This is a genomic window from Vibrio sp. WZ-1, assembly GCF_052037695.1.
Classification (GTDB): domain Bacteria; phylum Pseudomonadota; class Gammaproteobacteria; order Enterobacterales; family Vibrionaceae; genus Vibrio.
The window spans coordinates 247,789-266,670 of the sequence record NZ_JBQEQR010000075.1; the positions used below are offsets into that span (position 1 = coordinate 247,789).

An 18,882-nucleotide genomic window follows, 5' to 3' on the forward strand; every position below is an offset into this window, starting at 1 on the left:
CTTTCCTCCAATGAAACGCTGTTTGTCATTTCGACAAACAGCTTAACAACTTGTCTCAAAAGGTAAAAACTCTCAGGTCACAAATTCACCTATTCACTAACTTAAATCATTACGCCATGCCATAGAATGCAGGGAAGAATAACAAAGAAGCCAGAACAACAATTTGAATGGCAATGAATGGCATCACACCTCGGTAAATATCACGCGTTGTCACCCCCGCAGGAGCCACACCTTTTAAATAAAACAAACTAAATCCAAATGGTGGTGTGAGGAATGAAGTCTGCAGATTCATTGCAATCAAAATCGCAAACCAGGTCATGTTGATACCCATCAGTTCTGCAACAGGCGCAATGATCGGCACAATGATGAAACAGATTTCAACGAAGTCGATGAAGAAGCCAAGGATAAGAATCACCACCATTGTAATAATCAAGAAACCCCACTTCTCACCCGGTAGTTGTAGCATCCACTCTTCAACCAGGTAATCGCCGCCCGTGTATGTGAACGCCATCGAGAATGCCGTCGCACCAAGCAGTATCGCAAATACCATTGCGGTCACTTTCACCGTCTCTTTTGAGGCTTCATACACCATTGACCAGCTAAACTGTTTGTATAGCAGTGACAGTACAATCGCTCCTGCACCACCTAACGCCGCCGACTCCGTTGGTGTAGCAATGCCCGCAAAGATAGAACCTAACACTACAATGATCAGCGCAAGCGGCGGTAATACCGCTTTAAGCGCGGTAAGCACTTCTTCTTTACGGCTGATCGACGCATCGCGCTCAATAGGCTGAGCGGCTTCTGGATTGAGTTTGGCGTAAATCAAAATGTAGATCACATACGCGCCTACCAGCATCAGTCCCGGCCACACCGCAGCTTGGAAAAGATCACCAACCGGAACGCCAAGCACGTCACCCAATAAAATTAACACGATAGAAGGTGGAATGATTTGCCCAAGCGTACCTGACGCACAGATGGTGCCGCACGCAAGCCCTTTATCGTAGTTGTATTTGAGCATCACAGGTAATGATATCAAGCCCATCGCAACAACCGACGCACCAACAACGCCGGTAGAAGCAGCAAGCAACGCACCTACGAGCACTGTGGAAATCGCGATACCACCGCGAACGCCACCAAATAAGCGCCCCATAGACTCAAGCAACTGCTCTGCTAGTCTTGTCTTTTGTAACACCAAGCCCATGAAGACAAACAGTGGCACCGCCATTAGCACCGTGTTCTCCATAATGGATTGAATGCGATATGGCATGAAAGCAAACATATCCATGCCCTCTGCCCAAACGCCAAATATTAATGCGATGCCACCAAAGGTGAAGGCCACAGGGAAACCAAGCAGTAGCGCAAACAGAGCTACAAAAAACATCACTATACCGATCATACTAACTTCCTTTTAGGACTTACCGTTGTTACCGGCATAGATAAGATGAGGGTTAACAATTTTGTTGACGGAATGAAGTAGCAAACCAACACCACTGACCGCCATAAATAAGAATGACAATGGGATCATGCCTTTGATGATCCATCGGTAAGGTAAACCGCCTGGATCACCAGATGTTTCTCCAAGCGCATAGCTCTCTTTAGCAAAGTCGATACCGAACCATGCAACCAAAAGGCAAAACGGGAAGAGGAAAAGTAAGGTGCCTAAAATGTCGATGATGGATTGTGCTTTGTAAGATAAACGCTCATAGAAAATATCTACTCGAACGTGACCACCAGATTTAATCGCATAAGGAACGCCAAGCAAAAATACAGCAGAAAACAGGTGCCATTCCATTTCTTGAAAGGCAATAGACACGTCATTAAATACATAACGCATGACAACGTCGTATACCACGTTCGCTAGTAATAAAATAAATAGGATGCTCGATAACCATCCTAGAAAATCACCAAAGCGGTTAAAGATTCGCTCAATATAAATAAGGCTTCTCATTCCGAACTCCATGGAACTCGTGGATTGGCTCCGCTGGTTCGCGGAGCACTTTTATAGTCTTCTCTTAGAGAAGTTTTTCTTGGGCTTCGTTAGTAGGCTAAATCCCTAGATTCTTGGAGATAGCCCGCTTGATGAAGTTACTGCTGAGCCTGGCTGTTTAGGTAAGCTCGATGTGAAATGTCAGACCAAGGACGCACTTGCTCGATATAATTTGCTTGCGACTCTTGAATCTCTTTCGCTAAGGCATCTTTTTCTGCGTGCTGTTTAAGTAGGCGCTCATTCGCTTCACGCAGTGCAGAGATAACTTCTGGTGGGAAGTCTTTTACTTGAACATTCGGATATTCAGACTGAATCGACGCCCAGTTTTTACCGCTTTCGTGCTTAGACTGTGTGTACATGTCGTACGCCGCGGCTTTCATCGCCACTTGAAGAATCGCCTTCAGGTCATCAGGTAGACGTTCCCAAGTACGCTTATTAACTAGGAATTGCAGCTCTGTTCCTGGCTCATGCCAACCTGTGTAGTAGTACGGTGCGATTTTGTGGAAACCCATACGCAAGTCGAGAGATGGCCCCACCCACTCCAATGCATCAATGGTACGACGCTCAAGAGAGGTGTACAGTTCACCCGGGGCGATGTTGGTTGGTTTCGCGCCAAGCTCAGCAAGAATCTCCCCCGCAAAACCAGGAATACGCATTTTCAGACCTTGTAGGTCATCGACTGATTTGATTTCTTTCTGGAACCATCCGCCCATCTGGGTATCGGTATTACCACCAGGGAAAGACAGTAAGTTGTGTGGTGAGTAAACCTTCTCCATCAACTCCATACCGCCACCGTAGTAGAACCATGCGTACTGCTCTGTAGGTAGCATACCGAAAGGCATAGAGGTAAAGTAAAGGGTGTTTGGTACTTTGCCTTTCCAGTAATAAGAAGCCGAGTGGCCCATATCGTATTGACCTGATTTCACCATATCAAACACACCAAGTGGTGCTTTATGTTTGTTTGCGGAGTCAATACGGACTTGTAGGCGTCCGTTTGACATTTCTTCTGCCATTTTCGCCATGTTCTTAGTCGCATCACCGAAGATTGGGAAGTTAGGGCCCCACGTCTCCGCTAATTTCAAGCGATATACTTTATCGTCAGCAGCGCTAGCAGAAGTTGCTACGAATGCTATGGTTGCTACCATCGCCGTCGCTTTGAGTACTCGTTTCAAAGATTTTTGGATAAGACTCATCGTTCACGTCCTTTGTCACCAAGGTTATTGTTGTCATCCATTACATAAGGATTCGTATTTACAATGGAATACTACAGCGGAGACCGAAATGGGCATGAACACGCAACAAAAACAGCAACGAAGCCACTCGCTATCCGTTGGTATTACGTAGTTATACGTAGTCTTTTTGATATAAAGACAAACTAAATATAATAATCAGTAAGTTATAGGACTAGTATGAAAGTAGACCGGTTGGAATTACGTACGTAGTTGATTGCGAAAGAATTTACACAATATTTAATGAAATGTGACAAATGGCGACGTTGTCTCGTTAAAATCCTCAATTAGGAACTGAGAAAAGTGGTCATTAAATAAAAAAATACCCCGACTATCGTCGAGGTACTCAATTAAAAAACAGAATTACAGCGGTAATTAAACTGCTTTATAGATAACTTTGTTACCTGCTAACTGCTCTTTTTGAACTAGGTTTTCTTCAAGAAGCTTTTTCAGTGCGCCAGTAGCCCATGATGCCGCTTTCGTATCTTCTTGACCTGCCGCTAAACCAATACCTTTAGGGTTAATACCTTCAGCATTAGCGACAACAATGTCTAATACTTGTTGTTGCTTAGGAGTTAGAGCAACGTCTGTTTTTACTGCAGCTACCTTCTTCTCAGCTACCGCTTTCTCAACAACAGGTTTTTCTGCAACGACTTTTTCCGCAACAGGCTTAGCTGTTTTTGGTGCTTTTGCTACGTTTGCAACTGTCGCTTTAATGCGCTTTTGCAGTTTCATCTGCACTTTACGCTTATGAGCAAGTCTCATTGAATATTTCTCCAGTTCACTGCATCTCAGCAGGGATGAAAATTTGAAGCGCGATTTATACCAAAATTCCCAATCAATTTGTAGGTTTTGGCAGCGAAACGCTGTGAAAAATGCGCTCAATGCATAGAACGTCTATTATTTAATCAAGAATTTTGTGGACACATTTTGTCAATACTGGGTATAAAAACAGAGGTTCGCCTTAGTTTGATATGCAACTGAACTTACACAAGGCGATTTAGCTAACTCGGCTTATATCCTGAGGTTGAAACATGGAAACGTTGCACCTGACTAACTCGCATTTTAAATCTGACTCACCCATCAACAAATTCATAATGCTCTTGGTAGTATTCATTACTTTGTTTCTCGTTTTGATCGCACCTGGGTGGAAGCAAGCAATGCTATCTGTGGTTTTAATGGCGGTCATTGTTGGCTTTGCAATCATGATGATCAAAAAAAGCCAGGTAGGTTTTACTCTTACACAATCCCACTTTCAACAGCACTTATTCAAAGGCGGCTGGGTCGTCCGTTGGAAAGACATTGATTCAATAGGAATATGTACCTATGAGCAAGAAGGATGGCATCAGCCTCTGCCTTGGGTTGGCATTCGTTTAAAGCATTATTCCCCTTATCTAGACGCGATCTGCCCCCGTATCGCGACAGAAGTTCTTTTAAGTCAACGTGCACTGTTGTATTTGGGTGCTCGGCAAAACCATTGTGAAACTAAATTTGAGGATATGGTACTGGATCCTGCCCCTTACATTAATCAAAAGGGCATACTCTACGAAGGTTTACTTGCGATGCTCGCGAATAGAATGAAGTACCAAAGGCAGTTTTATGGCTACGATGTATTTATTTCAACAAGTGACTTAGATAGAGAAGCTGATGCGTTTGTGGGATTGGCTCGACGTTACTTGGCAGCCGCCGAGCCTGATACTTAATACAAAGACGTTTTAGTAAAGTGGCATTTCGTCAGCAACAAACGGGTTAGTCTTGCGTTCGTGGCCAAATGTAGACTGTGGACCATGCCCCGGTACAAACGTCACGTCATTTCCGAGCGGCCATAGCTTCTCTTTGATTGAGCTAATTAACGTGTTGAAATCGCCTTGTGGGAAGTCAGTACGACCCACGCTACCGTTAAACAAAACATCCCCAACAAACGCCAAACGCGCTTCTTCACTGTAAAGTACGACGTGGCCTGGAGTATGCCCTGGTGTATGAATCACATTCAATGTTTGATTACCAAAAGTGACCTTGTCACCTTCATTCAACCACTGGTGTGGTTCAAACGCTTCAGTGAGTGGGAAACCGAACATTTGGCTCTGGCCTTCTAAGCCCTGCAACCAGAAGTTATCAGCTTTATGTGGCCCAATGATCTCAGTACCACCTAAAAGAGCAGATAGAGGCTCAGTTCCACCAACATGGTCTAAGTGGCCGTGTGTCAAAACTAGATTTACAACCTCAACACCCAGTTCTTTGATTAGCATTGCAAGTTGCTTTTCATCACCACCTGGATCTATCACGATGCCTTTCATGGTTTCATCACACCAGACAATAGAACAGTTTTGAGAGAAAGATGTCACAGGAACAACTTGGTATTTCAGAGCCATAAATAACCTATACCGAATAATTTTGCATGAAAACTGCCGCAACTATGACACTAAGCCAAAGTGACTTCAAGCTTTGTACTACGGGTTATTAATGCCAACGACGTAAGACAAATTAATCGATTGGGTTCCATTACCAAGAGCGAACGGCACCTGTATCAATATGAACAAAATTACTACTCGGATAATAACCAACTCCACCAGCTTTCAAGCTTAGTGCCGCATCACGAACGGTAGACAATTTCACACCATCCAATCGGAAATCGATCGCCTTCCCCTCCATGTGCATACTCTTCTTTGCCACACCAGAAGAGCCATTTCGTAAAGACGCATTGGTTATCGGAGAGCGGTAGCCTGAAATCACAATCACTTCAGCTTCCGTACCGATCAGTTTTTGAATTTGGCTGATTTGATCGAACAAGCGTCGATCCATTGGATGAACTTCATTGCGGCGATGATCACGACAGAATTTATCAAGACGTTGGAGTTCTTCATCGACATAGCTCGAGCCGTTGAAGTAACACGACTCAAGTAATTCACCTGTATTTAGATTATTCATCGCAAGTACACGAGGCTCGTCGGGTAATGACGCCCAAGATACAGACGGCATAGCTGAAGCAACTACAACACCACCAGCGGTCATTTTAAGAAAATCACGACGAGAAAAATTACGACTTACCATTAGAAAATACTGCTCAATTACTGTACGAGCAGCGGACATTACCGAAACCAATTTAACGCGTCAAACGCATAAATTGGTCCAGCTTGTCGCTTTTAGGCTAGATTTTTTGTTTACTTATTGAACAGCAAACAAATTTTATGAATTGTAAGTTTTTTTAAATTGAGAACGGACGTCACCCTTGATGATCGTATTGATAAATATCATCACGGTAGTACAAGGTGCCCTCCTCTAACCATGCGGTCTGGTAAATGATATGCACTTGGATTCGTTCACTTAGTGGTACCGATGTATTAGATCTTCTACTATTCTCACGTTTTTTCTCTAGACGCTCTTCAAGACCTTGGGTCTTAAACAGCAATTCAGCGAGTTGATCGGCGTTTTCTACTCTTACACAACCCGAACTGAAAGCACGTCTGTCTTCTTGAAACAAGTTTTTGCTCGGCGTGTCATGCAAATAAATAGCCTGAGGATTTGGCATATTAAACTTATACAAGCCTAACGCGTTATGAGCCCCAGAAGATTGTCTCATCCGATATGGAAAACTACGCGGGTTAACCGAAGCCCAATGTATCGTCGTAGGATCAATGATCTCGCTTGAATCCCAAGAGCGAATTATCTGGATATTTTGCTCAAGTAGGTACATCGGGTTTTTCTTAACCTTTGGAATAATGTCCTTCACCATAATCTTCCAAGGAACATTCCATGTAGGGTTAAGGATCACCGAATCAAGAGTGCCCGTCATGATAGGTGTTTTTCGTGTTGCCCGCCCTACCACAACTTTAGACTCAAACAATGCTTCACCGTCATGCCAGTACGTCACTTCATACCCCGGCACGTTAACAAATACCACATTGTCTCGTTCTTTCGCCCACAAACGAGAACGCTCGGAATTCAGTGCAAGTAGATGCAATCGCTGCTCAGGCGAAAAGTTAACCCAACGAATGGTGTTTGGACCGATAATACCGTCCTGCTTTAGGCCATGAATTTTCTGGAATGCTTTTATGGCTATTTCCAGCTCTTCATCAAACTGCGGGCCACTATAAAGTAAATCATCTACGTCGATGCCTACTACCTGCATTCGCTCAAGGAGGATGGGCTTATTTTCTAGTACATCACCTACTCTAGTTAAACCTTGTTGCTGATAGGTAGGGTAATCAAACTTGGCGTATTCTTGGAGCGAATAAAACGCTTGATTGAAGGCAGGATCCATTTGGAGCGGTGAATACAAGTTGGAAAGGAATTGGTCTAGCTTGCCGATAGTAATTTCGGTACTTAGAGCAGTAAGAACTTCAATACTGGGCTCAGGTAACGACACTTCTTCACCGTGGCCAAACAACCACTGTAAGCCATGTTGTTGAACTTGCTCCAAATAGCTTAGGTACATGAGTAGTGTGTCTGTCATGACTAAATCATAATCGAGAGCGTCCCCCTCTTCTTCTACATAAGCAACACGCCTGATTTGGTCTTGAAATACTGGAGAAACGTCAGCAAGGGACAATACTTGCAATTGAAACAAGAATTGTTGTGCAATATCCTCATTTTCCCAATTTAAGCGGTAGCTAGTGCTCTGATAGAGCCGATCAATCACTTCTGGGTAATGGATCATTTTCTCAATAGATAGCTGAGCAACCGCCCCCACTTGCTCAGTCTGAGCAGTAGCGTTTTGAGAAACAACGGTAGAAAAGCTGAAAAACGGCACCATAAGCGCCGTTGTTAATAGAATTCTAGCAAACACGATCACGATCCCTCGGAAAACTTGCCTTAAAAAAAGTATGGCAAATATCTCACGCCTTGCAGGTTTAAAATTAAGAATCTAGGCAGAAAACCTCCGATAGAAGTATCATTAGACTCTTAATGCCCCCCAATTACGTAATCCTCGACCAATGGTTATCCCACTGGATGCCAGTAGCAGTAGAGGTGTTTGACTTCATTGGCTTTTGCTCGACAACTTTACCGGCACCAGAGCTGACTCGGAACTCATCACCGTAGATAACCACACCCGACGCATCAGGCAGTGCGTTTAATTCAACGAGTCGACCAGTAGATTTAGACCATATCCCGTAGCAACTACCTGGAGGTGAAGTCGCCAAAATCCATTCATCTGTCGCCGCGATACTTGCTACATAATGATTAAAGCGTGCCCATTGTTCTGGCTCTGCATGAAGCTCCTGCATCTCACCACCACGAGTATGCATGGCAATGAGTGCTGGGTATTCGTCCGGCTCTCCACGGTATTGCTGTCCACAAAGCACGGTTTCTGCTCCATCATGGGCTAAGTGACGAATACTAAGCTGATGATCCGGTAAAGAAACCTGCTCCAGCAACGTACCATCTTGTGAAAGATAACTTAAGCTCGGTTCCATCATTTCAAGGTTCAGTGGTTCACGACCATTCGTGTGTACACCGCCCACGCCAATCGCCAATGCTCCATCAGGCATCATGATCACTTCATGAGGGCCAAGGCCAAAGCCTGTCAATTCATCGACTTTTTGATAGTACTTTTGCACATCATAGACGCCAATGATTCCACGGCTTGTACCTCTTTCGCCTTCGGTAGCAAACAACAAAGTACCATCATGTGAGTAGACACCATGACCATAAAAATGACGATTTGGTTTTGCTAGTTGCAGTTTGATCATTTGCTCTGAACGATAATCGAACACCATAAAGAACGTACCAGGTCTACGGCCAAAGACCACGGCATGTCCCTGCTGGTTTATTGCCACGCCATGACCACGCTCAGGAATAGGAAACGTAGAGATCGGCATACCATGCTCATCAGCCACCACCGCTGCGTATTTATCTCGGCCAATGATTGAGCAGCCTATCAGCGCAGGCTCATGTGAGTTTGTTGAAGCACAACCAAACGGCATAACAGGTGTAGCCGCCCCAAAAAGAGCGGCTTTAAGTAAGGTACGGCGGGTTTGATCAGTCACCATCGGTTGCATTAAATCCTATAACCACGCCAAGCTCGAACGCCACTTCTTCGTGGATCAAGTACTTCAATTGTTCTAGCTTATTATATTGAGCTAGCACCATACGATAACCTTCTTTGCTTTTCAGCGCGGCAAACAAGCTCTTATCTGCTGGCCATGTATCTAAAGCCATTGCAAACTGATAGGCAACACGATCAGCCAAATCCGCATGGCCTTGCTCTCTCAGCAGAGCATCCAAACCGTTACCGTTGGCAAAATAGAGTAATTCCATTGCGGTAAGGTTCGCTTTCAAGTTCAAAAGCGACGTCTCTGAACGCCACGATTCTGAGAAATAAGGACGAGGTTTGCCAATCTTCGCCAATGGACGACTCAGCTTCTTCATGCTGTATTCAAGCTGATTAGATAACAGCGAGATGTACTCAGACTCCCACTCTTTCATCTTTAACGACTTCCACGGGTTTTCTGCCCAAGAATCAGCGATGATCTGTGCTTTGTTATCTAAATTCTCGGCAATCGCAATACCTGTTGCACATGTCTTGCTATCACTAGATAAGGTCGAAGCTTTGTCGTAAAGCAGCCATTCCAACGCGCCTAAACCTTGTACGGTTACACTTTGCGTCGAAATCTCCTCCGCACTCCAAGCTTGGTCCGATTTCGTCAGCACAGACATCTTACGGCCAGTAGTGTTCTTTTTATCTGGCCAAAACTGAACGTTCCAGCTTTGCTCTAATGCCGTCGCAGGACCACGTTCCTGCCCTTGCAATGCCATCCATGCAAGCATAGTTTGATGCCATTGCTGTTTTACTTTCGCGTAATCTTTGCTCTCTGAAGTACAGTAATCAGCAAAGCTCTGCTTAAGATCCGTCGTTTGTACTAAGAATGTCTGCGCCGCTTGAAACTCCAATTCATATACATTTTGTGAAAAGTGGTTTGTCTTTTCTGACTTTGCAGAGGTCAATTCGGTTGTTGACTGACAGCCAACCAAACTTAGCGTTGCGGTAATAGCACTCGCTAACAGTCTTTTTTTCATGGTACGTGCCTTATAGAGAATTCAAAAACGCAATCAATGCGTCACGTTCTTTCTTATTCAGTGCCAAAACATTCTGCTTAGCTGTTTCGGCTTCGCCACCATGCCACAGTACTGCTTCCATAAGGTTGCGCGCACGTCCATCATGTAAGAAGTAAGTATGACCGTTAACCTCCTCAGTGTAGCCAACCCCCCATAGCGGCGCAGTTCGCCATTCACGCCCGTTTGCTAAGTATTCCGGACGGTTATCGGCTAAGCCTTCACCCATATCATGCAGAAGCATGTCTGTGTATGGGTGGATAAGCTGCTCAGAAAGCGCTGGCAATTCCGGTCGTTTAGCGGTTTTCACGCTTGTCTTATGGCAGCTTTCACAGCCTGAAGATACAAAGATCTGTTGACCAAGCTTCACTTCTGGATCATTCATATTACGGCGAATTGGCACCGCTAAGTGTTGGCTATAAAACTCAACGAAATTGAGGATGTTTTGGCTCACTTCAGGCTTGCCACCATTTGGCATGTCGTCACAAATGGTTTGTTTCGAGGTACAGTTTTCATTCGGGAATAAATGGCTTGTTAAGCCCACATCACCGTTAAATGCCGCCGCGTTTTGCTGCATCAATGTCGGTTGTCCAGCTTTCCAGCCAAAACGACCAATCGAGAAATCATCTTTTTCGATATCCCAAACCTTGTTTGCTTTGCCTGAGATGCCGTCTTTGTTGGCATCGTGTTCATCAGCCCAAGCCAGCAGCGTTTCGTCGGGAATGCTCTCTAACAAGCCAAGGCCGATCATTGGTGGCGCCACACGCGCTGAAAATTCAGTATCCGGATGCATGTCGCCATACCCTAAATCGGTAATGTTTAGGTGCGGCTTTCTCAGCGTCACTGTCGTGCCATCTTTAAATTTCACTGGCACATCGGTATAAGTGATTTCGATTTTGCCCTCTGGCGTTTGATCTTGCAGGGCGAAATCTTGAAGCTGGCCACCATAAGTTGGCTCAGGTATGCCACCGTCTTTGATGTACGCTTTCTTTTGTTCCGGCGTCATTGCGGGAATACTCAAACGAACCAACATTGATACTGCATGGAGATCATTTTCTTCTGGCGGATGGCCACGACCATCTTTAATGTGACAGTTCTGACAACCATTGGTATTAAACAGCGGACCTAGACCATCACGAGCGTCCGTCGATGCGGGAGCTTGAACCCAAGGGTTGCGGAAAAAACTGTTGCCGACACTGAAGTCGAGGCGCTTACTCATTGGTAGATTGGCAGCAGGGAGAGAGTACGCATTCGCGCCATCTTTTTTAACACTGGTTTTGCCACCAGACTTAACATCGTAAGCCATGGTAGAAGAGGAAAGGAGCGCGGCTAGCGCAGAAATTAGGTATGACTTCATATCATTGCTCTACTAATACGACAGGTGTGATAACAACGAGCTCAAATGGTAAAAGGGCTCCGAAAGAGCCCTTATCTATTATGGTTTTCTTATTAAAACTCGTGGTCAGCAGTATCAGGGCTTAGGCTATCGATACCGACAATCTTCGCCGCTCGCTCAATCGCACCTGTTTGTGCCACCAACGCCATGATTGTATCGTTTACTAGAGCGTTACCTTGTGCATTTCCTGCTGCAATTAGTTGATCAAAGTGCTGGTTGTTCTTCTCAGCAGAAGTCACTAATTCACCGACTTGGCTACGAGTAACGTCAAACTGCTTTTGAATCTCTTTAGCTGCTGTTTCATCTTTTTGCGCGACAAGGTCTGCAATACTTGGACCTGATAGTAACGTGCCATCTTCACGCTTGTACAAACCTGTATAAACATTATAGATGCCCTGCTCATTGTAGTAATGAGAATTATGAGTGTTGTCTGAGAAACAATCGTGTTCGTCTTCTGTCGAGTTTGCTTCTAGTGCAACTTTCATGCGCTCACCAGCTAGCTCACCCAGAGACAGAGAACCCATACCGAATAGCATCTTACGAAGACCGTTGTCTGCCGAGCCATTCAGAAGCTCTTCACGGTAGTTACCTTTCACTTCTGCAGACCACTGCTTTTCCATCCACTCGAGATCTTGCACTAGTAGATCAGCCGCTGCTTTTAAGTACTCGCCACGACGCTCACAGTTGCCGTTAGTACACTCAGAACCTACAACGAAGTCAGTGTATGCTCGTTGACCTGCACCTGCATTAGTACCGTTAAGGTCTTGACCCCAAAGTAAGAACTCAATCGCGTGGTAACCTGAAGCGACGTTTGCTTCAGAACCCCCCACTTCGTTTAGATCCGCGAGCAACTGTGGTGTGATTTTAGCGACGTCCAATTTCGACGCACCAATCTGAAGGCTCGTGTTTGCAATAATGTTTGCTGAAGCGCCTTCGTTACCTAATTCATATTGGTAATCAGTTGCAACGTAATCAATTAGGCCCTCATCAAGTGGCCATGCATTTAGTTGGCCTTCCCAATCATCGACGACCGCGTTACCAAAACGGAAAACTTCAGACTGTTGGTATGGCACACGTGAATCTAGCCAAGCTTGTTTTACTTCTTCAAGCTTTGCTGCGGATGGAGATTTAAGGAATTCGTCGATTTTTACATCGAGGGCTTTTGCTGTTGTCACAGAATCAGAAAATACCGCATGAGCAACACCTGCGTAATGTTCGACAACCTGTTGTTTAGTTACTGTAGCAGCAACCGTAGAACCACTGGCAATGAGGAGTGATGCAGCAATAGACTGGACTAAAACTGTTTTTGCATTCATCTGAAGCATCCTTGTTGAGCATTTTAATTATCGTATTGGTAGTGCTAATTATTCTTATTTGCACTTTTAGTCCCGAGATAATACAAATTTACAATTTATTTGCAACTCCAGATACAAAAAAAGCCTCACAAATATGAGGCTTTTAACAATCTTTGTTGTTAGATTTATCTTTAAGATTAAACCTTTAGATGGTGTTTACCGTGGGACACCTTGGCTTTCAAATAATTCTCGTTACCATCTTTGATATGCGCAGAAGTATTGACAACTTCAGCGATTTCTATCCCATACTCGGACAATTCACGAATTTTTTTAGGGTTATTAGTCACAAGGCGGATCTTATTCACGCCTAATGCTTCTAACATTTGTGCGGCTTCTGTGAAGTCACGTAAGTCGTCATCAAAGCCGAGGTGGTTGTTGGCTTCGTAAGTATTCATGCCTTGGCTTTGTAAACGATACGCATCGATCTTATTGTACAAGCCAATGCCACGACCTTCTTGGCGAAGATATAGAATGATCCCACCTGATTCACCCATTCGGTTGATGGTCTCTTCCAGTTGCTCACCACAGTCACAGCGTGAAGAATGGAATACGTCACCAGTCAAACACTCAGAGTGCATTCTGACTAACGGTGTATCTTGCGTTTGGTCTGCATTCTTGAATATTACTGCAACGTGTTCTTTATCTGTTTTCAATCCGTGAAAGGACAGGATCTCAGCTTCAATGTTACTTTTTGCCCCGACTTTAAAATCTACTCTGGCACGAACTTCCGCCATATCTATACTCACTTGATGTATTGCTTGATGCACTTTTGTAATTGCATTCATAAGAAATCTCTCTCAATCACAAACTATGGGGATTGATACCTGATTTTTCAATCTTAAGATCACTTTGAATGCAACTGCTTTACTTAAAGGGTAATCAAACTAACCAGTTATGGTCGATTCTTTTTAGAACACTTTTAGTACCTAGTTAATCATACAGCATTACCCGGCTGACAAATGTTATAATATAACATTTTAAAATAAGTACAATAAAAAACCCCAGTCCTCAAAGACCGGGGTTTCTTATATAAAACTTGCTGTATAGTAATTTAATGAGTTTGCTTGTTCTTCCACACAACAAGCTCAATCCAGACATTTTCAAGCTCTTGAAGTTCTTCATCACTTAGAATAGCTAGCGTTGATGTGACTTGCGGCAGCTTCGGTGACTGCAATGCTCGAATCTGCGAGTAAAAGTCCTTTTTTAATTGCGATATTACTAAATCCACTGCAAACACCTACATATAATACGTTATCGAAACACGCGTTAGCTCATCTTTTTATATAGTTCGCTATTCACTGAAATTATCCTGAAATTCTTGAAAATGATAACATCTTGCCTGTTATATGCACAGTTTATTTTAAATAGTGGAACAATTATCACACAATTAATGCTTGAGTTTTTTGATCGAGACAATTAGAAAAAGGATCATAAATAGTCCTGGTAAGATCCATAATAATGCCGTTGAGAGGTTAAATGGCGGATCATATAGGACAATATTTCCATATCGATCAACTAAGTATTGCTTAATCTCTTTCTCAGTGTATCCCTCATTCACCATCTCGTAGACCTTCAGCCGTAGTGCCTTCGCGGTATAGGCATTCGACTCAACTAGGTTTTGATTTTGACATTGAGGACAACGCAGAGACTTAGCCAAAGTAATTGCGCGCTGTTGCATTTCAACTGATTTAAATTCAAAAAGATCAACATTTTGATCTTCCTGAATAGCGTACGCATTTAAAGGGAGTAAGGCGAATAATAAAGAGAGTGCAAAAGATAAATTATATCGAGATATCAAAGAACTTAGAGAAAATAGCATTCCATTTATCCTTATTAATTTCACCACGATATTTGATCAAAATCCGCCCATCTTGATCAATTAGATACGTTTCAGGCGTTCCTATTATACCTAAATCAATCCCTAGTTCACCTTTGGGATCAAATATCACCTTGGTATATGGGTTACCCTCACGAGCCAAGTATTCTTGAGCTGCATGACTTTGATCTCGATAGTTCAAACCTATTATTGGTACACCTGCCCGTGACAAATCCAACAATTCATCATGCTCACGTTTACACACACCGCACCAAGACGCCCAGACATTTAAAATTTGCAAATCATGCTCTTCAAACAGTTTTTGCGTAAGAACGTCTGCTGTCGTTAAGCTGCTAGCCTCAAAACTTGGAACATAAACTACTCGACTTTCCGTTGTCTCGACGTTTGGACGATCCGCTAGAGACAGATAACTAATCACCGAAAATAACGCAATAGCTCCCGCTAGAATAGTTATTTTATGCGAAGGATTCATCACTGACTCGACTCCAGGCTCTTTTAGGCAGTAAGGCTGATAACATGCTTATTAGTGCAATGATACCGCCAGACCATATCCACCAAATTGCGGCTCTGTACTGCACTTTCACCGCATAAGATTGCTCTGACAGCTTTTCCCCAAGTGTAATATAGTAATCACCATGCCAAAAAGACTTAATGGCAGGCTCCGTCATATTCATAACTCGCACTGAATAGTGCCTTCTCTCTGGGAGCAGAGTGAAGCTGTGTTGTTCCGTGGTGCTAAGGCGTATCTCTGCTATTTCCGAAGTATAGTTCGGCCCAACTTTCCAGTGAGTATCCACATATTGAAGAGATACGTTCTGGAACTGATGCTGAGAGTTTGGAGACATTCGGTAGCTAAATTCATAAGAGTAGGACGCATTTACTATCGCCCCTACTCCAGCAATGACAAAACCGATGTGAGCAAAAAGTTTAGGGGAAGTGCTAATCTTCGCACCACTTCTTGCCCACTGGAAGGAGTGGCTGGCGACAACATAAAGTGCGAGAGCAGAGATTACACCTAGCATCAAGCCTGTGTTAAACATAATGGCTAAAATGCTGATCGTAATGGCACTCAAAATAGCAATCAACCATAGTACTTTCAGATCCTTACCCGCCCGAGGATGTCGCCATGAACAAAATGTGGAACAAGCCAGTGCAACAAGACTAAAGCCAAATAATGGATAGATAAGTGAATTAAAATAAGGAGGTCCGACTGAAATATTACCTGACCCCAACACTTGGTATATCATTGGATAAAATGTACCAAGAAACACGATCGCAGTAGCAATGACTAACAAGCCTATCGCCATGTAACATAAGTAAGCTCGACTAAAAATGGTATCAATATTTGATTGAGGAATCTGCTGACCTCGATAAATCAAACAGCCAAAGGTGACAAAGACAATAATCACCAACACGCCTAGCAATGCCAATCCCTTAGTTGGATCAACAGCAAATGCGTGAACAGATGTTAAAACACCGCTTCTGACAACAAAAGTACCCAATACACTGAGGCTAAACGTACTGAACGCTAATGCGTAAGTGCTCCAAATCGCCCCTTTATTCCTTGCTGACAAATGTATGCTATGGAGTAAGGCAGTGCCAACTAGCCAAGGCATCAAAGACGCATTTTCTACCGGATCCCAAAACCACCAGCCACCCCAACCTAATTCGTTATAGGCCCACCACGAGCCAACTAAAATGCCCGCCGTTAACGTTCCCCAAGCGAAATATGCAATACCTCGAACAAATGCATACCACTCATGCTGAGGTTGCTTACCAAGCAAAGCAGCAAGAGCAAGAGCTAATACGGCAGAGTAACCAACGTAACCTAGGTAAAGTAAAGGCGGGTGAATAATAAGCCCAACATCCTGCAGCATAGGGTTGAGGTCGCGCCCCTCCAGAGCGAAACTTTGGGCATATTCAAATGGATTTGATGTGGCAAGCGTAAACCACGCAAAGATCGCAATAAGAACGTTCATGATCCCTAGGCAATCACCAGTATATTGAGCATTAACAGGAGATCTAAAAGCGATCAACGACGCCCACATGCTGAGTGTTACCACCCAAAATAACATCGAACCTTGGTGTCCTCCCCAAGTAGCAGCGACTTTAAACGCTATCGGGAGCTTACTATTAGAATGAGTAACCACATACTCAAGCGCGAAATTATCTTGAACAAAGCAAACAATCAAAAGTGATAAACAAATGAAAGAGGCCAAACTGATGATGTGCGACGTCGCAGTTTGATGCGGCAACGTCACCGTTTTGCCAATCGCGCGACGAATCCAATACAACAACGCCGCACATGTAGAGCCAATCGACACCAGTATGAGTAAGAACAACCCCAGTTCAGCCTCCATTAAACCTCCTTATACTACGGTCATCTGACCGGCATAGAGAATGAACGTACGTAACATAAGTACACCTACCAAGCTCAATGTAGTAACAACAAATACATAACTGCCTTTATGACGCACTTCTGAAGGCGTCAACCAGTTCATAGTAAGAGGTGTTAGCATACCGATGAGTACAACGCCAACCCAGAACCATTGCGCCCAAAAACCGCTAGATATCGCATTCCAAGCGGCGACCTCATTCTGACCACCACTAAAGATCAGACCGGTGAAAAAAGTCACTAAGACAAACAGCTCAAACAACACCACCGGACGTTCAAATCCATGTACCCAAGAGACACTTGGACTACTGGTTGATTCTTTGAACACCAAGATGCCAAACATCAAACAGGCTGCAGCTCCAGAGGATAAGCTAGAGAATAGGAACAAAATCGGCAACACTGGATTGTTCAGCATTGGATAAGTCTTCAGTGCCGATAATAAGAAACCGGTATACGCAGCTAAGACTATCGCTAAGAATCCCAGAAACAGTTCTATCGCGTTGTTACCTTTACCGAACCTAATAAGGAGGCCATCAACAAAATCAAGCAATTTACCCGGTAATTTTCCTTCACAGAAATTGATGATTTGGTGACGGAAAATGACTCCAATCCAAACAAATAACACGATCATGTACACTTGGAACAAGATAACGCCCATCGACATCACAGAAGTCGGATTGTAGTAAATCATGATCTTCCAAAACTCGAGCGGTTTAGTTAAGTGGAAAATCAAAATCACTAGGCCGGCAATGATGCCAAACGGTGCTAACCAAGCCATTGCTTTCATGATGCCGTTATTTGCTGGGTCACCCTCAATGACTTTGCGTTTTAAATAGATGGCTATCATCACCGCACCCGCGGACATACCTGCTAAGAACAGATATATTGCGATGATCCAATCCCAAACTAACGAGTCAAAGTGGAAAGCACTCTCGAAGCCGTTCATGATGACACCTCCCCTTTGCTATGTGGAATTTTGTACAGCTTAGGCTGTGTACCCAAATGCGATTTATCACGGTACACAACGTGGCTTTCTATCGCTTTGCTAACTTCACTGGTTGGATCGTTTAAATCGCCAAATATAAGTGCTTTCGTCGGACAAGATTCTACACATGCAGGCTGTTTACCTTGTGCTAGATTGGTATCACGACAGAAATTACATTTATCCGCAGAGTGATCGACAGGGTTAAAGAAACGAACTTGATAAGGGCACGCAGCTAAGCAGTAGCCACAACCCACACATTTCTCTTTATGAACATCAACAATACCTGTCGCTTCATCTTTATACGCAGCGCCCGTAGGACAAACATACACACAAGGAGGGTTATCACAGTGCTGACAAGATTCACGAGTAAATTGGTATTCCACATCAGGGAACTCCCCAATCGGCTCACCCCGATGAATTTTAAGACGGGTAACGCCCTCAGGAACGTTATTCACTTCACGGCAAGCATCAGTACAAGCAGTACAGCCTATGCAGGCATTCTCATCGTGAACCATCCCCATACGCTTTGCTTGCTCACTATCGCTGGCATAAAGAGAGGAGCTAACAACGGAAGTGCCTGCAACGCCAGTGGTCAATATCAACGCGCCGCTGCCGGCTAGGAAGTTTCTTCTAGAACATTTCATG

19 protein-coding genes are annotated in these 18,882 nt (G+C 44.0%); 1 reads left to right on the plus strand and 18 read right to left on the minus strand.

The window, feature by feature from the left end; translation table 11 throughout:
* Window positions 1–109: 109 nt before the first annotated feature.
* The 4 genes from ACTS60_RS12235 to ACTS60_RS12250 form a co-directional block, all read right to left on the minus strand.
* Complete coding sequence (locus tag ACTS60_RS12235; RefSeq protein WP_440888460.1) at window positions 110–1,396, minus strand: TRAP transporter large permease; 1,287 nt, start codon at window positions 1,394–1,396, stop codon at window positions 110–112.
* Between the two features lie 12 nt (window positions 1,397–1,408).
* On the minus strand, window positions 1,409–1,948 hold the full coding sequence (locus ACTS60_RS12240; protein WP_440888461.1) for a TRAP transporter small permease subunit: 540 nt from the start codon (window positions 1,946–1,948) through the stop codon (window positions 1,409–1,411).
* A 137-nt stretch (window positions 1,949–2,085) separates the two neighbouring features.
* The gene (locus tag ACTS60_RS12245) at window positions 2,086–3,180 is read right to left on the minus strand and encodes a TRAP transporter substrate-binding protein (RefSeq protein ID WP_440888462.1); all 1,095 of its coding nucleotides are present in this window, start codon (window positions 3,178–3,180) and stop codon (window positions 2,086–2,088) included.
* Between the two features lie 411 nt (window positions 3,181–3,591).
* Window positions 3,592–3,981: a hypothetical protein gene (locus ACTS60_RS12250; RefSeq protein ID WP_010447624.1), complete on the minus strand. Its 390-nt coding sequence runs from the start codon at window positions 3,979–3,981 to the stop codon at window positions 3,592–3,594.
* A gap of 269 nt (window positions 3,982–4,250) precedes the next feature.
* Here ACTS60_RS12250 and ACTS60_RS12255 point away from each other — a divergent pair, with 269 nt between their 5' ends.
* Window positions 4,251–4,919, plus strand: a complete 669-nt coding sequence (locus tag ACTS60_RS12255) for a DUF2982 domain-containing protein (RefSeq protein ID WP_440888463.1) — start codon at window positions 4,251–4,253, stop codon at window positions 4,917–4,919.
* Between the two features lie 12 nt (window positions 4,920–4,931).
* Here the strand turns inward: ACTS60_RS12255 and ACTS60_RS12260 are convergent, their stop codons facing one another.
* The 14 genes from ACTS60_RS12260 to nrfC form a co-directional block, all read right to left on the minus strand.
* Window positions 4,932–5,588 (minus strand): MBL fold metallo-hydrolase, encoded by a 657-nt coding sequence (locus ACTS60_RS12260; RefSeq protein WP_440888464.1) that lies wholly within the window; start codon window positions 5,586–5,588, stop codon window positions 4,932–4,934.
* A 130-nt stretch (window positions 5,589–5,718) separates the two neighbouring features.
* Window positions 5,719–6,267: a DUF882 domain-containing protein gene (locus ACTS60_RS12265; protein ID WP_440888517.1), complete on the minus strand. Its 549-nt coding sequence runs from the start codon at window positions 6,265–6,267 to the stop codon at window positions 5,719–5,721.
* A gap of 172 nt (window positions 6,268–6,439) precedes the next feature.
* The gene (locus ACTS60_RS12270; protein WP_440888518.1) at window positions 6,440–7,969 is read right to left on the minus strand and encodes a L,D-transpeptidase family protein; all 1,530 of its coding nucleotides are present in this window, start codon (window positions 7,967–7,969) and stop codon (window positions 6,440–6,442) included.
* A 163-nt stretch (window positions 7,970–8,132) separates the two neighbouring features.
* The gene (locus ACTS60_RS12275) at window positions 8,133–9,215 is read right to left on the minus strand and encodes a DUF1513 domain-containing protein (protein WP_440888465.1); all 1,083 of its coding nucleotides are present in this window, start codon (window positions 9,213–9,215) and stop codon (window positions 8,133–8,135) included.
* Entirely contained in the window at window positions 9,196–10,233 is a 1,038-nt protein-coding gene (locus ACTS60_RS12280; RefSeq protein WP_440888466.1) for an imelysin family protein, read from the minus strand. Before ACTS60_RS12280 ends, ACTS60_RS12275 begins: the two co-directional genes overlap by 20 nt.
* A gap of 10 nt (window positions 10,234–10,243) precedes the next feature.
* A complete protein-coding gene (locus ACTS60_RS12285; protein WP_440888467.1) occupies window positions 10,244–11,626 on the minus strand; it encodes a di-heme oxidoreductase family protein in 1,383 nt (460 codons plus the stop codon).
* A 92-nt stretch (window positions 11,627–11,718) separates the two neighbouring features.
* A complete protein-coding gene (locus ACTS60_RS12290) occupies window positions 11,719–12,981 on the minus strand; it encodes an imelysin family protein (RefSeq protein ID WP_440888468.1) in 1,263 nt (420 codons plus the stop codon).
* A 176-nt stretch (window positions 12,982–13,157) separates the two neighbouring features.
* Window positions 13,158–13,805 (minus strand): GTP cyclohydrolase II, encoded by a 648-nt coding sequence (locus ACTS60_RS12295; protein ID WP_440888469.1) that lies wholly within the window; start codon window positions 13,803–13,805, stop codon window positions 13,158–13,160.
* Between the two features lie 266 nt (window positions 13,806–14,071).
* On the minus strand, window positions 14,072–14,248 hold the full coding sequence (locus tag ACTS60_RS12300; RefSeq protein WP_440888470.1) for a hypothetical protein: 177 nt from the start codon (window positions 14,246–14,248) through the stop codon (window positions 14,072–14,074).
* Window positions 14,249–14,407: 159 nt separating this feature from the next.
* Entirely contained in the window at window positions 14,408–14,815 is a 408-nt protein-coding gene (locus ACTS60_RS12305) for a cytochrome c-type biogenesis protein CcmH (RefSeq protein ID WP_440888519.1), read from the minus strand.
* Window positions 14,802–15,329, minus strand: a complete 528-nt coding sequence (locus ACTS60_RS12310) for a DsbE family thiol:disulfide interchange protein (RefSeq protein ID WP_440888520.1) — start codon at window positions 15,327–15,329, stop codon at window positions 14,802–14,804. The genes ACTS60_RS12305 and ACTS60_RS12310 overlap by 14 nt, the downstream gene beginning before the upstream one ends.
* Window positions 15,313–17,217 (minus strand): heme lyase CcmF/NrfE family subunit, encoded by a 1,905-nt coding sequence (locus ACTS60_RS12315; protein WP_440888471.1) that lies wholly within the window; start codon window positions 17,215–17,217, stop codon window positions 15,313–15,315. The genes ACTS60_RS12310 and ACTS60_RS12315 overlap by 17 nt, the downstream gene beginning before the upstream one ends.
* 9 nt (window positions 17,218–17,226) lie before the next feature.
* Window positions 17,227–18,198: a cytochrome c nitrite reductase subunit NrfD gene (nrfD, locus tag ACTS60_RS12320; protein WP_440888472.1), complete on the minus strand. Its 972-nt coding sequence runs from the start codon at window positions 18,196–18,198 to the stop codon at window positions 17,227–17,229.
* Complete coding sequence (gene nrfC / locus ACTS60_RS12325) at window positions 18,195–18,881, minus strand: cytochrome c nitrite reductase Fe-S protein (protein ID WP_440888473.1); 687 nt, start codon at window positions 18,879–18,881, stop codon at window positions 18,195–18,197. The genes nrfD and nrfC overlap by 4 nt, the downstream gene beginning before the upstream one ends.
* Window position 18,882: the final 1 nt, after the last annotated feature.

Excerpts from the sequence above, each read along its gene's own strand:
- ACTS60_RS12235 (WP_440888460.1), bottom strand. The coding sequence starts at position 1,396 with ATGATCGGTATAGTGATGTTTTTTGTAGCTCTGTTTGCGCTACTGCTT.
- ACTS60_RS12240 (WP_440888461.1), bottom strand. The coding sequence starts at position 1,948 with ATGAGAAGCCTTATTTATATTGAGCGAATCTTTAACCGCTTTGGTGAT.
- ACTS60_RS12245 (WP_440888462.1), bottom strand. The coding sequence starts at position 3,180 with ATGAGTCTTATCCAAAAATCTTTGAAACGAGTACTCAAAGCGACGGCG.
- ACTS60_RS12250 (WP_010447624.1), bottom strand. The coding sequence starts at position 3,981 with ATGAGACTTGCTCATAAGCGTAAAGTGCAGATGAAACTGCAAAAGCGC.
- ACTS60_RS12255 (WP_440888463.1), top strand. The coding sequence starts at position 4,251 with ATGGAAACGTTGCACCTGACTAACTCGCATTTTAAATCTGACTCACCC.
- ACTS60_RS12260 (WP_440888464.1), bottom strand. The coding sequence starts at position 5,588 with ATGGCTCTGAAATACCAAGTTGTTCCTGTGACATCTTTCTCTCAAAAC.
- ACTS60_RS12265 (WP_440888517.1), bottom strand. The coding sequence starts at position 6,267 with ATGGTAAGTCGTAATTTTTCTCGTCGTGATTTTCTTAAAATGACCGCT.
- ACTS60_RS12270 (WP_440888518.1), bottom strand. The coding sequence starts at position 7,969 with ATGGTGCCGTTTTTCAGCTTTTCTACCGTTGTTTCTCAAAACGCTACT.
- ACTS60_RS12275 (WP_440888465.1), bottom strand. The coding sequence starts at position 9,215 with ATGCAACCGATGGTGACTGATCAAACCCGCCGTACCTTACTTAAAGCC.
- ACTS60_RS12280 (WP_440888466.1), bottom strand. The coding sequence starts at position 10,233 with ATGAAAAAAAGACTGTTAGCGAGTGCTATTACCGCAACGCTAAGTTTG.
- ACTS60_RS12285 (WP_440888467.1), bottom strand. The coding sequence starts at position 11,626 with ATGAAGTCATACCTAATTTCTGCGCTAGCCGCGCTCCTTTCCTCTTCT.
- ACTS60_RS12290 (WP_440888468.1), bottom strand. The coding sequence starts at position 12,981 with ATGAATGCAAAAACAGTTTTAGTCCAGTCTATTGCTGCATCACTCCTC.
- ACTS60_RS12295 (WP_440888469.1), bottom strand. The coding sequence starts at position 13,805 with ATGAATGCAATTACAAAAGTGCATCAAGCAATACATCAAGTGAGTATA.
- ACTS60_RS12310 (WP_440888520.1), bottom strand. The coding sequence starts at position 15,329 with ATGAATCCTTCGCATAAAATAACTATTCTAGCGGGAGCTATTGCGTTA.
- ACTS60_RS12315 (WP_440888471.1), bottom strand. The coding sequence starts at position 17,217 with ATGGAGGCTGAACTGGGGTTGTTCTTACTCATACTGGTGTCGATTGGC.
- nrfD (WP_440888472.1), bottom strand. The coding sequence starts at position 18,198 with ATGAACGGCTTCGAGAGTGCTTTCCACTTTGACTCGTTAGTTTGGGAT.
- nrfC (WP_440888473.1), bottom strand. The coding sequence starts at position 18,881 with ATGAAATGTTCTAGAAGAAACTTCCTAGCCGGCAGCGGCGCGTTGATA.